Here is a 12,558-nt window from a genome sequence, read left to right on the forward strand (position 1 = left end):
GCAGATAGAGTAATGCGATATTTACTTTGGCTGCTAATGGTTTTATGAGGTAATAAATGGATTTGTTATTGGAAAAGTTTTCTGAAATAGATTCTGCGGATTATTTAAAACTTGTCAGTAATATCGATGTTATGGCGATGATCACAGAACATGCCATTCCCTGTGATGAGGCCTCTCGTGATTTTAAACTCATACTCGACGAGAATGCCCGCCATTCAGATTTGGGCTATTACCGAATCACGGATGATAAGCAGGGTAATTTTATCGGCCTCGCCAAACTGGCATCTGTGGCTGACCAATCGAAGACCGCCGAACTGGGCTATATGCTGCTACCGGAATATTGGGGGCTTGGTATTGCGAGCAAAGTTGCCACAATACTGGTCGAGCAGGCCTGCAGAAACCCTGAAATCTCTACACTCATTGCGATTATCGATCCTGCGAACCTGGCATCAAAAAAGATCCTGATGAAGAACAGTTTTATCACACATGAATTCAGAGATTTTGACGGTCTGCCCGGCGAAATTCTGCAACGGGCCGTGTAATAAACAGGTCTGTGTATCATGCAATATCTCCGCTTCGAACCCGAAGCGAAATGGCTATTCAGACTGCGTTGGCTTATTACGTTGAACAGCCGCCCACGCCCGTCTGCACGCATGTAAACTTAACGGATTAGCCCCACCCGCAAAATCAGGATCTGCGGACTGCACGGGATCATCTTCCCATCCGCAGACGGCGCAAATTTCATAATTCCCTCTCTCTTCGAGCGTTCTCTTACCGCAGCATAAACAGGGAGAGTGTTTATTTTCTTTCATTTTTCCACTGTCCCTGGTTGTTGAGATTTTCCCATCTGCTCTCCTTATTGCCAACTCCATACAAAAAATGTCGGGCGCATCAGCTATTGCGTTACTCTGAATAGTGCGACAAGTCATCACTCATCTCTTGTAACTCGTTGATCAATCGTGCCACATGGAAACCATCGCAGACGGCATGATGTACCTGGACGGCGAGGGGTAACAAGACTTTGTCACCCTGTGTGTAGTATTTACCAAGGGTAAACATGGGGGCAAAAAAGTTCTGCATATGGGCAACATTGATATTAAAACCGGTAAAACTTACCCAGGGATTAGCCGATACAAAAAATATATTTTCCCGCGACTCTTCTTTAGGCAGATAGGAAAGGTTATTGCGATAGCGCGCCACGTCTTCTGAAAAAGCGTTCTGGAAGTGGTGAATATTACCGTCGTAATGACTCCATAATGACGAAAAGGTCTCCGTTTCATCATGGAAAATCGTATAGGCTGGATGGCTGTCATTCCATACAACAAGCTCGTTGTTCTTGATGGCCATACGAAATTCCGCATGCCTGTTCACTATTTTTGCAAGGAGGAAAATCATCGTGGGGTAAAATTTCCAGCCGACCTCCTTAATATGTTTTAGCAGCGCGGTAATATCGATTTGCACAGTTTGGCTAAATGTACACTGCGCGAAGCTCTGGAATGCGTCGAAATGTTCTTTCCTTGCCCAGCGCGATAAGTCGACAACGGTATATTCCGGAGTTATATTTTTCATTTTTAACCTTTGATTATCCATTATATTTTAAAGGGTAGCCTAAGATTTTTTCATAAACTAATCAAGCTTGCGGGGCCATGGCCATTTCGCACGGGCAGGGCGTTTTTATACTCGTGTTACTCTGCACCCAACGGTAAAAACGCAATCACCCTAAAGAATCTTCACGGTTAGCCGTTAACTCATCCTGGAATGAAGCAAGTTCGTTAAGAGCGAACACACTAAAAAGGATGAATAATGACGGAGACCTCTTTCAAATGGACCTGCTTAACCTGTGATAAGGAGATCGCGCAACACCTTGAATATTGTGTTGAATGTGAGGAAAAACGGTACAGAAAAATCGGTGGCCTGTTGTTCCTGCCACTCCTCAATATTTTGCTCATGGCCTACGATTATTTCACGTCTCTGATAGTGACATTAAAACTGGGTACGAACATGCTCGGTCGTATTCCTGTTTACCAGACATCCTATCTTTTTACTGCCGCTGGGATTAACCTGATTTTACTGCTCCTGGTTATCTATGTTACGTCTCTTTTTGTGCGTAAAAAGAGAGCGTTACCTCTGGCGTTTAGCGTGCTACTTGTTGCCAGTATCACGATCATGATGATTGACCGGGCCATCACTTCATACTTATTCGCGCCTCTTGCGCTGAATTTCGACATGATTATGCCTATTGTCAGATACATAATTTTCGCCTGCATATGGATACCGTACTTCCGTTTTTCGGTTCGGGTTAAAAAGACGTTCATTTGGTAATATCATATATGCCCCCGTTCCTGGCGCATATTGGTTGCATGAAGTGATCGTTTCCATTTGCAAATAAATCAGGTCAGGCATGAAAAGGCTCTGGCCTGTATCGATCACGCTTGAGGATTTTTTTGATTCTTACCAGATTATGTCGTCATCTGGCATTGAATGACATCTCTGTCATACGTGGAAACTCTTTTTTACGGGCCAGGTCACGCGTTGATTGCTTCAAAAAAAAGACTGTATTTGTTATATTATTGCTCATTGGTTATTCACCTCTGCGGTGCCAAAAAGAACAAGATTCACCGCGACCCAGGACAATAAAATGTTAGATTACCGCTTCCCGACAGCTTTGCAGATGGTTCTCAGCGTAGCGATGGCGGAGCAATTGGGTGAACGTTCGACGAGTGCGATTCTGGCCTACGGTCTGGAAGCAAACCCGAGCTTTATCCGTAAATTAATGGTGCCTCTCACGCGTGATGGGATTATCGTCTCTACGCTTGGCCGCAATGGCTCTATTCATCTTGGTCGTCCGCCCGAAGAGATCACCCTGCGCGATATCTACCTTTCGGTCATCGAAGATAAAAAGCTGTGGGCGTCGCGCCCCGACATACCGGCCCGCTGCGTGGTCAGTGCCAACGCGTGCTGGTATTTCAAATCGATTGCCGATGAAGCGGAGCAGGCGTCGTTAGATGTACTCGCTCGCCATACCGTGGCAAGCGCGCTGGAAAAGGTCAAAAAAGCCGATACCAGCGGGTGCGATCTGCTGCCTGAACTGAATGATCGGTTTAAAAAAGCGCTTTAATACTTTTCATATTGCGAAAAAAAACCGCCTTCACAGTGAAGGCGGTTTTTTGTTATCTGCAACAGTGACTCAGGCTGGCAAAACCTCTCTTTCCACTTTACCGCGCGTGACGAATTTACGCAGTGTCACGTAAAACACCGGGGTCAGGAACAGACCGAACAGCGTCACGCCCAGCATACCGGAGAACACCGTGATCCCGGTGACGCCGCGCACTTCCGCCCCCGCGCCGTGGCCGAGTATCAGCGGGATCGTCCCGGCGATAAAGGCGATAGAGGTCATCACAATCGGGCGTAAACGCAGGCGACAAGCTTCCAGCGCCGCTTCCATGATTCCTTTGCCCTGGATTTCCAGCTCACGGGCAAACTCCACGATCAGAATGGCGTTTTTACAGGCAAGCCCCATGAGTACCACCAGACCGACCTGCACAAACACGTTGTTATCGCCGCCGGTCAGCCAGACGCCGAACAGTGCGGACAGCATGGTCATCGGCACGATAAGGATCACCGCCAGCGGCAGCGTCCAGCTTTCATACAGCGCCGCCAGAACCAGGAACGCCAGCAGAACCGCGACCGGGAAGACGATCAGCGCCGTATTACCCTGAGTGGCCTGCTGGTAGCTCAGGTCCGTCCATTCAATATTCATCCCATTGGGCAGGATCTGCTTAGACATTCCGTCCAGTTGCGTCATCGCCTGTGAGGAGGAGAGTACGCGAGGGTCGGCATCGCCAATGAGATCCGCCGCCGGATAGCCATTGTAACGAATCACCGGGTCCGGCCCGTAAGTCGTACTGATATTGACCATACTGCCAATCGGCACCATTTCGCCCTGATTATTGCGGGTACGCAAATTGGCAATATCTTCCACGCTTTCGCGGTATGGCCCGTCGGCCTGCGCCATCACGCGCCAGGTACGACCGAACTGGTTGAAATCGTTGACATACGACGACCCCAGATAGGTTTGCAGCGTACCGAAAAGATCGGTCAGCGACACGCCCTGTGCTTTCGCCTTATCACGATCAACCTGCACATCCAGTTGCGGCACGTTAGCCTGGTAGGTGGAGATTGGGAAGTGCATTCCTGGCGTCTGCATAATCGCACCGGACATCGTGTTCACCGCGGTTTGCAGCGCGCCATAGCCAAGCCCGGCGCGGTCCTGAATATAAAGCGAATAGCCAGAACCCTGACCCAGCCCTAATATCGGCGGCGGCAAAATGGAGAAACCGAAGCCCTGCTGGATTTGCGCGATTTTCGCGTTGATCTCCGCGTTAATTTCCGCAGCAGAATGTTTACGCTGATCGAACGGTTTCAGGCCAAAAAAGACCGTCCCGGTATTTGGCGTATTGGTGAACTGCAATGCATTCAGCCCTGGAAAGGCGACCGCATAATCCACGCCTTCGGTATTCATCCCGATTTCGCTCATCTTGCGGATCACCGCATCGGTGCGTTCCAGCGAAGAGCCTTCCGGCATTTTCACACCGCCAATTAAATAGAGCTTATCCTGTGTCGGAATAAACCCGCCGGGGACGGCTTTAAACATCACGCCCGCGGCGCAGAGCAGCAGCACATAGACAACAAACACCGCGCCACGGCGTCCGAGCGTTTTGCCAACCAGCCCCTGATAGCCGTCCGAGCTACGGTGGAAAAAGCGGTTAAACGGACGGAAAATCCAGCCGAACAGACGATCGATCAGGCGGGTAGGGTAGTCTTTCGGCGCACCGTGCGGTTTTAACAGCAGGGCAGCCAGCGCTGGTGAAAGCGTCAGCGAGTTGATGGCCGAGATCACCGTCGAAATCGCGATCGTCACCGCAAACTGTTTATAGAACTGACCTGTCACCCCGGAGAGGAACGCCATCGGCACAAACACCGCGCACAGCACCAGTGCAATCGCGATAATCGGCCCGGAGACTTCACGCATCGCCTGATGCGCCGCCGCAAGTGGAGCCAGCCCCTCTTCGATATTTCGCTCAACGTTTTCCACCACCACGATGGCGTCATCCACGACGATACCGATAGCCAGCACCAGCCCGAACAGACTCAGGGTATTCAGCGAAAAGCCAAGCAGGTAGAGAATACTGAACGTACCCACCACCGATACCGGCACCGCGATCAGCGGAATAATCGACGCGCGCCAGGTTTGCAGGAACAGAATCACCACCAGCACAACCAGCACCACCGCTTCCAGCAGCGTTTGCACAACTGCGCGAATGGAATCGCGAACAAACACCGTCGGATCGTAAGGGGCCGCCCACTTCATATCATCCGGGAAACGCTTCGACAGTTCGTCCATCTTGGCGCGCACTGCGTTAGACAGATCGATGGCGTTGGCCCCCGGTGACTGGAAGATACCAATCCCGACCGCGTCTTTGTTGTTAAGCTGGGAGCGCAGCGCATAGCTGCCGGAGCCCATTTCAATACGCGCCACGTCACGCAGGCGGACCAGCGAGCCGTCTTGCGCCGTTTTCAGAATAATATTGCCAAACTCTTCTTCCGTGTGCAGGCGACCCTGGGCGTTAATGGAGATCAGGAAATCGCTCTCTTTCGGCAGCGGCTCGGCGCCAAGCTGCCCGGCGGAAACCTGGACGTTTTGCTCCTGCATTGCCGTTACCACATCGGATGCGGTCAACCCACGTGCCGCCACTTTATTGGGATCCAGCCAGATGCGCATCGCGTATTCACCGGAGCCAAAAATCTGGATTTGACCAACGCCCGGCAGACGGGCCAGCTCATCCTTCACTTTTAGCGTGGCGTAGTTACGCATATACAGGGAGTCGTACTTACCGTTGGGTGAAAACAGATGCACCACCAGCGTCAGCGTCGGCGACTGTTTCTGGGTGGTGATACCCAAACGCCGCACATCTTCCGGCAGACGCGCTTCGGCCTGTGATACGCGGTTTTGCACCTGAACCTGCGCCTGATCGGGGTCAGTACCCGGACGGAAGGTGACGGTGGTGACCAGTACGCCATCAGAGCCGGCAACGGATTTCATGTACATCATGTTTTCAACGCCGTTGATCGCTTCTTCCAGCGGCGTCGCCACGGTCTCTGCAATCACTTTCGGGTTTGCGCCGGGATACTCCGCGCGTACCTGAACGCTGGGCGGTACGACATCAGGATATTCGCTGACCGGCAGCAGCGGGATAGCGATCAATCCTGTAATGAAAATCAGAATCGACAGCACCGCGGCGAAAATCGGCCTGTCGATAAAAAAGCGGGAAAAGTCCATGTGTCGGATTCTCAGGTAAGGGATCAGTTGAGGGCGGTGCTGGTGGTCATGGCAACGGTTTTCGCGTTAACTGGCATACCCGGCATAAACACTTTTTGTAAACCATCGACGATGACTTTATCGCCAGGGTTCAGCCCCTTCTGCACGATGCGTAAACCGGCAGCCAGACGCCCCGGCGTAATATCGCGACGCTGCGCTTTACCTTCTTTATCAACGATATAAACATATTTACGATCCTGGTCGGTCAGCACTGCTTTGTCGTCGATAAGCGTGGCTTTGAACTCAGCGCTGCCCGGCAGACGCACGCGGGCAAAGAGCCCTGGCGTGAACTGACGCTGTGCGTTATCCAGGATGGCGCGCATACGGATAGTGCCGGTGCTCGGCGTTAACTGATTATCCAGAAAATCCACTTTGCCCTGATGGGGATAGCCATCCTCGCCAACCAGGCCAATCTCAACCGGTAACGCCAGGTGGTTACTGGACACGCCTTGCCCGCTGCGGGCGAGGTTCTGGTAGTGGAGGTAGGTCGACTCATCCACGTCAAAGTAGACGTAAACCGTCTTTTGCGATACCAGCGTGGTGAGTACGCTGGCGCTGTCGCCCGCCGTGACCAGGTTACCGCTGGTGATCAGCGCACGACTGGCGCGGCCATCAATGGGGGCGGTCACTTTGGTGAAGTCCAGGTTAAGCTGTGCGGCATCAACTGCCGCCTGCGCTGCACGAATGTCGGCCTGCGCCTGGGCGGCGGCAGAACGACGCTGTTCCCACTCTTCACGGGAGACCAGATTGGTGTTGATTAATTTATCGGTACGGCTGGCCTCACTTTGCGCCAGGCTGGCCTGCGTTTTGGCTCTCGCCAGCGTTGCCTGCGCCTGTTCCAGCGCGGCGCGATAGGTTCTGTCATCGATGGTGAACAGCACCTCGCCTTTTTTCACTTCCTGGCCGTCGGTGTAATTCACTTTATCAATGTATCCAGAGACGCGGGGGCGTAGCTGAACGCTTTCCACCGCTTCAATCCGGCCGTTAAAGCTATCCCACTGGCTAATCGATTTCACGACCACGTCAGCGGCGCTCACGGCGGGCGCTTGTGGCACGGCATTTTGCGCGACACCCTCATCGCATCCGACGAGCATGACGGAGAGTAATACCGCTCCCAGCGCATTCAGACGAAAATTAACCCAATGTTTTTGCAGGCTCATTATTTTTATTCCGGTAATTGTAGCCGCCGGGCAAGACGCAGCAGGGGACGCCGCGCCACTTCCTTTGTCCGGGCTGGCTTAAGGCCATTTGTGTCGTTCATCGCCACAAAACTGTAACAGTTGCGAATACACTATCGCGGCGATTGTAGGGAGGTGCTAAATTAAGTGCAAGAATAATTGTTGCACTTTATGTGCTGTTTGCGTCAGGAGCAGAAGCCAGATTTCCGGCAGGGATTTAAATGCAATAATAAAACTTGCATTTACTGCAAAAGCAGGCCACCTTTAAATGCAACAGACAAAGATGCTTTTTTGGTAAGCCGCGCGGGAGGAAACAAAATGAACAATGGCGCATTTATTCACGATTTACTCGACTGGATCGACAACAACATTGAAAGCCGTCTCGATATCAATACCGTTTCCAGACGCGCCGGTTATTCGAAGTGGCACCTCCAGCGGATCTTCAAAGAGCATACGGGCTATCGTCTCGCCGAGTATATTCGTGCGCAAAAGCTGCAAAAATCGGTCGAGCGGTTAGCCCGCAGCGACGAACCGATTTTGAACGTGGCCATTGCGTTGGGTTTTGACTCTCAGCAGTCTTTCAACCGCAGCTTTAAGCGTCACTACGGGCAGGCCCCTGGCGCATGGCGACGCAGTATTGGCCGCGCTGAAATGCAGCGATTAGGCTAGCAATCCACATAGCTCGCATCCGTTCAGGATGATATTGGCGGCCTGCCAGCGGCAGGCACATTGAGTGAGGCGGGTGTCGGGCTGGCACGCCAAAGCCTCAGAGAAGACGAAAAAGGGCGGCGATTTTTTCTACCGCGTCTTCTATTTCCTTCTCCGTGTAAGCCGCAAAACCCATCAAAAAACCGGTTGATGCCGGTTCATTTGCATATAATTCGGCAAGCCCAAGCATATCAATACCTGCACGTCGGGCGGCTGCGGCGACGGCTGCTTCGGAAATGCCCTTCCTGAGATGGCAGGGCATCTGCATTCCGCCCGTTGGCGTTATGCCAACGACAAAATCAGAAAGACGCTCTTCAATCAGGCTTGCCAGTTTGTCACGGCGAGCAACATAAACCTCCCGCATCATCCGGACATAGGAACCAAAATGGCCACCCTCCAGAAATTTGGCGACGGTCAGTTGCGTGATGGAGGCGGTATGACCGTCCATTAACGTCCTTGCCATCGTCAGCGGTTCAACAAGTTCTGCTGGCACAATCATCCAGGCAATGCGTAGTCCCGGAAAAAGAGACTTGGTGAACGTCCCGATATAGATTGTCCGGTTAAAGGCGTCCAGCCCCTGCACGCAGGCCATCGGCTTGCCTTCATAGTGAAACTCGCTGTCATAGTCATCTTCAATAATCCAGGCCTGGTGACGGTTTGCCCAGTCGATGACCGCCAGCCGTCGGTCAAGAGACAGGGTGACGCCGGTAGGGTACTGATGGGAAGGGGTAAGATAGATAGCTTTCGCCGGCGCTGTCAGAGCATTAAGTGACGCAATACACAGCCCTTTCTCATCCAGCGGAACCGGAAGGCTGTTCAGCCCGGCAGCCTTAAACGCTTTTTGCGCCCCCTGATAGGTCGGATCTTCAATCACGATGGCATCGCCGCTGTCCATCAGGACATGAGAACAGAGGGCGAGCGCCTGCTGGGAACTTGTCAGAATAATGATACGTTCTGGCGTGGCATGCGCGCCGCGTTCCAGATTGACATACTCTGCGATGGCCCGCCGTAACCGCTCTGTCCCCTGAGGCGGGCTTTGCTCCAGCGCACGGTGGCGATACTCTTTCAGTACCTGTCGCTCAAGTCGCTCCCAGGTTTGTACCGGAAACAGACGTGTTTCGGGGATCCCCGGCGCCAGTGGGCGAGGCGATGAAAATTCACGTATCCCCCCACTTTTGTACATCACATTTCCCCGCGCACTGAGCGTGGGTTCACGTACCTCAGCGGCGGACTGGCGTTGCCGGGAATGTGATTTCAGAAATCGGGCGCTGGCAGAAACAAAGCTGCCTTTACCCGTGTGCCTTTCAATAAACCCCTCCGCATGCAGACGCGTATAGGCGGCTTCAATGGTGTCGCGGGAAACATTGAGTGAGATGGCTAATGCACGCGAGGCGGGGAGGGCTTTGCCGTGAGATAAAATGCCTTCCAGGATAAGTGCCCGTATTGCTCTCTGGATCCTTTCATGAAGAGGCAGTGAGCCGTTTGCCGGATCCATCATCCAGGCCTTTACCGTTTCAAGCTGGGCATGCTTAAACATCCGTTTCTCCGTTATTACTTCCATCATCACCCAGTCTATAACAGGATGGTCTGCTGCCAGAAGATAAATTGGTCTGCTGCGTTGTGAAAAATTGGTGGGGCTAAACCTGCCATTTTAACCTTATCATTATTGCCGAAGCGTCAATGACGGGCAGGGTGGAGCGGCGGCGATAAGGCGCGTCATATATCGGCACGTTGCCTGTGCTTTTCGTGTTTGAATAAAGCCAACACCTACGCTGCCTGCGTTTTTTAATTAATGATTCACTCCAATACAGAACAAGCCAGAAAATAAAGAGGTTATTATTATGAATACAGTGGTTATCACAATTGAAGCAGCCAGTGAAATGGATTATGAAAGCTGGTTGCCGCTGTGGAAAAATTATCAAATATTTTATAATGTTGATATTCCTGACGCGGTCACAACGCGCACCTGGGAGCGCTTTGCTAATCCAATCGAGCCGATATTCTGTGCTGTCGCGAAAAGTAATGGCGAGGTGGTGGGTTTCGCCCATTATCTTTTTCACCGTTCAACCTGGGCGGAAAGTGATTACTGTTATCTTGAAGATTTATATGTCAGCGAAAATACACGCGGCAAACAGATTGGCAAACAGTTAATTGAATATGTCCAGAAAGAAGCCAGAAAACGCCATGCCAGCCATCTTTACTGGCACACCCACGAAGCGAATTATCGTGCGCAAAGATTATATGACTGGATAGCGAAAAAAAGCGGCATGATTGAATATCGGATGCAGGTAAGATAATCCGCGCAATGGCTCCCCCTTCAACAAACGCCGCAAAGCCTGTTTTATTTAGGGGGAAAGTGCGTAAAGACAAGGCCAGTGATAATTTACAGAAAGAGTATTCAACACTGGCTTTTCATCAGTAATGCGGCTCCACAGAGATAGCATGGGGTTTCTGGCGTCGGAATACCCCCGGCGGCATCCCTACATATTTCGTGAAGGCGACGTTGAAGGCGCTCGCTGACTGATATCCAATGCGAAATGCGATCTGTTCGATTTTATCCGTACTGCTCAACAGTGCTTTTCTGGCCAACGACATTCGCCAGAAGAGCAGATATTGCATGGGCGGCATACCGACTGTTTCGTTGAATATGGCGAAAAAAGAGGAACGCGACATCGCACAGTGGCTGGCGAGCTGTGCTATTTGCCAGTCAATGTCGGGTTTTTCATGGATGAGATGCAGCGCGATGGCGATCTTTTCGTGTTGTAATCCCCGCAAAATACCTGCCGTTCCCGACAGACAATCATGGCTTCGCAACGACTCAACCAGTAATAACTGTAAAAGACGCATCAATACCACTTCACGTCCTGGCCGCCGGGCCTGGCTTTCATCAAGCAGAAGTTCAAGCAGGGTGACAAAACGCTGTTGTCCTTTCACCAGGATCTCGTTGGGCAGTAACGCGACGATAAGCTGTTTGTCCGGCGTGTCGAATTCGCAGTGCCCCACATTCATCAGAAATTCAGCCGGTCCTGTTGTTGCGCCAATTCTCACGTGCCCATCGCCAATAAGGGTCGGCGTCGTAATGTCCGTCGGCACAGACGTGCCCGCATTGGTGTTTTCAAACGTGTAGGTTGCGGGTATCAGAATGAAATCGCCGGATACCAATAATTTTGGCGCTTTGCCGTTAATGCTTATCAGACATTCGCCTTGTAACACTGCGCAGTAAAACGCCTCTCCGCAAGATTCCCGGACTATGCGCCACTGACCCGCACCCTCAACGAGTTTGGTATGGGTAGGCCTGGGGTTGAGCAAGGTAACAATATCGGTTAACGGGTCTGACATTGGACGCTCTCTAAATTTTACTGGATTTTTGATTATATATTGTCCAGACAGAGGCGGCTATGATCGTTGCTCTTGCCAACAGAGAGGATTAAACATGTCGACTGCACTGATTACCGGATGCTCATCGGGTTTTGGGCTTGAAACAGCAAAACTCTTTTTAGACAAAGGCTGGAAAGTGTTTGCAACCATGAGAACGCCCGATCCGACGCTGTTACCTGAAAGCGACAACCTGACTCTTTTGCCGCTGGATATCACTTCCGCTGACAGCATTGATAATGTGGTGAAAAAGGCCGGGGCGATTGACCTGCTGGTGAATAATGCCGGTTTTGGCGCACCGGTCCCTGTTGAACTCACGCCCCTGGCAACCGCGCAGCAGTTAATGAACACCAATGTTCTGGGGACGCTCGCGTTAACCCAGGCGTTTCTGCCGCTAATGAGAGAGAAAAAATCAGGGATTATCATCAATGTTTCATCGTCAGTGACAACCAAAGCAATGCCGCTGATTGGGCTTTATCGTGCAAGTAAAGCGGCGCTGAATGCCTGGAGCGAGTCATTAGCCATTGAGGTCAGGCCATTGGGTATTCGCGTTCATGTGGTGTTGCCGGGGCGCTCACCAGAGACGAAGTTTGGCGAGAATGCGCGGGCCTATTTTGGCGGACAAGACGATCCGGTGTATGGCGCGATGGTGGATGCGTTTATTCAGATGGCGCGCGATAACCACTCGCCAGTGACTCACGCCGGGGATGTCGCGAATGCCATTTTTGCCGTTGCGAACGATCAAAACGCGCCGCTGTATACCGCCGCCGGTGAAGATGCCACCCATTTTTTACAAGAGGCACAGCAACGTTCACCCTTTTCTTACTGATATTCGAGGGTGAAAAGGGGAATGAATCGACGAGGCGATCATGGTGGTGATGAGTATGAAGCAAGAGAAGCTGTTACTATTTCTTGCTA

General features: G+C 51.7%; 12 protein-coding genes. 6 read left to right on the forward strand and 6 right to left on the reverse strand.

The features are described 5' to 3' along the window. Positions 1–56 precede the first annotated feature (56 nt). On the forward strand, positions 57–542 hold the full coding sequence (locus ABIB59_RS07850; protein ID WP_354034837.1) for a GNAT family N-acetyltransferase: 486 nt from the start codon (positions 57–59) through the stop codon (positions 540–542). Positions 543–596: 54 nt separating this feature from the next. On the opposite strand, the gene ABIB59_RS07855 is transcribed toward ABIB59_RS07850, so the two are convergent. Beyond that, on the reverse strand, positions 597–929 hold the full coding sequence (locus ABIB59_RS07855; RefSeq protein ID WP_354034839.1) for a CPCC family cysteine-rich protein: 333 nt from the start codon (positions 927–929) through the stop codon (positions 597–599). Continuing rightward, positions 904–1,569, reverse strand: a complete 666-nt coding sequence (gene catA, locus ABIB59_RS07860; RefSeq protein WP_125124852.1) for a type A chloramphenicol O-acetyltransferase — start codon at positions 1,567–1,569, stop codon at positions 904–906. Before catA ends, ABIB59_RS07855 begins: the two co-directional genes overlap by 26 nt. Positions 1,570–1,803: 234 nt before the next feature. Between catA and ABIB59_RS07865 the strand changes: the two genes are divergently transcribed. Next, on the forward strand, positions 1,804–2,322 hold the full coding sequence (locus tag ABIB59_RS07865; protein ID WP_354034841.1) for a DUF2569 family protein: 519 nt from the start codon (positions 1,804–1,806) through the stop codon (positions 2,320–2,322). Between the two features lie 316 nt (positions 2,323–2,638). Further along, positions 2,639–3,118 (forward strand): efflux pump transcriptional repressor OqxR, encoded by a 480-nt coding sequence (gene oqxR, locus ABIB59_RS07870; RefSeq protein WP_354034843.1) that lies wholly within the window; start codon positions 2,639–2,641, stop codon positions 3,116–3,118. A gap of 69 nt (positions 3,119–3,187) precedes the next feature. On the opposite strand, the gene oqxB is transcribed toward oqxR, so the two are convergent. Continuing rightward, positions 3,188–6,340 (reverse strand): multidrug efflux RND transporter permease subunit OqxB, encoded by a 3,153-nt coding sequence (gene oqxB / locus ABIB59_RS07875; RefSeq protein ID WP_039079367.1) that lies wholly within the window; start codon positions 6,338–6,340, stop codon positions 3,188–3,190. 23 nt (positions 6,341–6,363) lie between these two features. After that, positions 6,364–7,539, reverse strand: coding sequence for a multidrug efflux RND transporter periplasmic adaptor subunit OqxA (oqxA, locus tag ABIB59_RS07880; protein ID WP_354034845.1), 1,176 nt, complete (start codon positions 7,537–7,539; stop codon positions 6,364–6,366). A gap of 336 nt (positions 7,540–7,875) precedes the next feature. On the opposite strand from oqxA, the gene ABIB59_RS07885 reads away from it, so the two are divergent. Further along, the gene (locus ABIB59_RS07885; RefSeq protein WP_039079365.1) at positions 7,876–8,226 is read left to right on the forward strand and encodes a helix-turn-helix domain-containing protein; all 351 of its coding nucleotides are present in this window, start codon (positions 7,876–7,878) and stop codon (positions 8,224–8,226) included. A gap of 97 nt (positions 8,227–8,323) precedes the next feature. On the opposite strand, the gene pdxR is transcribed toward ABIB59_RS07885, so the two are convergent. Beyond that, entirely contained in the window at positions 8,324–9,802 is a 1,479-nt protein-coding gene (gene pdxR / locus ABIB59_RS07890; protein WP_079496642.1) for a MocR-like pyridoxine biosynthesis transcription factor PdxR, read from the reverse strand. A 304-nt stretch (positions 9,803–10,106) separates the two neighbouring features. Here pdxR and ABIB59_RS07895 point away from each other — a divergent pair, with 304 nt between their 5' ends. Continuing rightward, a complete protein-coding gene (locus ABIB59_RS07895) occupies positions 10,107–10,562 on the forward strand; it encodes a GNAT family N-acetyltransferase (protein WP_172600664.1) in 456 nt (151 codons plus the stop codon). A 118-nt stretch (positions 10,563–10,680) separates the two neighbouring features. Here ABIB59_RS07895 and ABIB59_RS07900 read toward each other — a convergent pair whose 3' ends face one another. Continuing rightward, on the reverse strand, positions 10,681–11,604 hold the full coding sequence (locus ABIB59_RS07900) for an AraC family transcriptional regulator (RefSeq protein WP_079496641.1): 924 nt from the start codon (positions 11,602–11,604) through the stop codon (positions 10,681–10,683). Between the two features lie 94 nt (positions 11,605–11,698). On the opposite strand from ABIB59_RS07900, the gene ABIB59_RS07905 reads away from it, so the two are divergent. Then, positions 11,699–12,469, forward strand: a complete 771-nt coding sequence (locus ABIB59_RS07905; protein WP_335202947.1) for an SDR family oxidoreductase — start codon at positions 11,699–11,701, stop codon at positions 12,467–12,469. Positions 12,470–12,558 lie beyond the last annotated feature (89 nt).

It is taken from the genome of Citrobacter sp. UYEF32 (genome assembly GCF_040546205.1).
Lineage (GTDB): Bacteria > Pseudomonadota > Gammaproteobacteria > Enterobacterales > Enterobacteriaceae > Phytobacter > Phytobacter diazotrophicus.

Excerpts from the sequence above, each read along its gene's own strand:
- ABIB59_RS07885 (WP_039079365.1), top strand. The coding sequence starts at position 7,876 with ATGAACAATGGCGCATTTATTCACGATTTACTCGACTGGATCGACAAC.
- ABIB59_RS07850 (WP_354034837.1), top strand. The coding sequence starts at position 57 with ATGGATTTGTTATTGGAAAAGTTTTCTGAAATAGATTCTGCGGATTAT.
- ABIB59_RS07895 (WP_172600664.1), top strand. The coding sequence starts at position 10,107 with ATGAATACAGTGGTTATCACAATTGAAGCAGCCAGTGAAATGGATTAT.
- oqxR (WP_354034843.1), top strand. The coding sequence starts at position 2,639 with ATGTTAGATTACCGCTTCCCGACAGCTTTGCAGATGGTTCTCAGCGTA.
- ABIB59_RS07900 (WP_079496641.1), bottom strand. The coding sequence starts at position 11,604 with ATGTCAGACCCGTTAACCGATATTGTTACCTTGCTCAACCCCAGGCCT.
- catA (WP_125124852.1), bottom strand. The coding sequence starts at position 1,569 with ATGAAAAATATAACTCCGGAATATACCGTTGTCGACTTATCGCGCTGG.
- oqxB (WP_039079367.1), bottom strand. The coding sequence starts at position 6,340 with ATGGACTTTTCCCGCTTTTTTATCGACAGGCCGATTTTCGCCGCGGTG.
- pdxR (WP_079496642.1), bottom strand. The coding sequence starts at position 9,802 with ATGTTTAAGCATGCCCAGCTTGAAACGGTAAAGGCCTGGATGATGGAT.
- ABIB59_RS07905 (WP_335202947.1), top strand. The coding sequence starts at position 11,699 with ATGTCGACTGCACTGATTACCGGATGCTCATCGGGTTTTGGGCTTGAA.
- oqxA (WP_354034845.1), bottom strand. The coding sequence starts at position 7,539 with ATGAGCCTGCAAAAACATTGGGTTAATTTTCGTCTGAATGCGCTGGGA.
- ABIB59_RS07855 (WP_354034839.1), bottom strand. The coding sequence starts at position 929 with ATGACTTGTCGCACTATTCAGAGTAACGCAATAGCTGATGCGCCCGAC.
- ABIB59_RS07865 (WP_354034841.1), top strand. The coding sequence starts at position 1,804 with ATGACGGAGACCTCTTTCAAATGGACCTGCTTAACCTGTGATAAGGAG.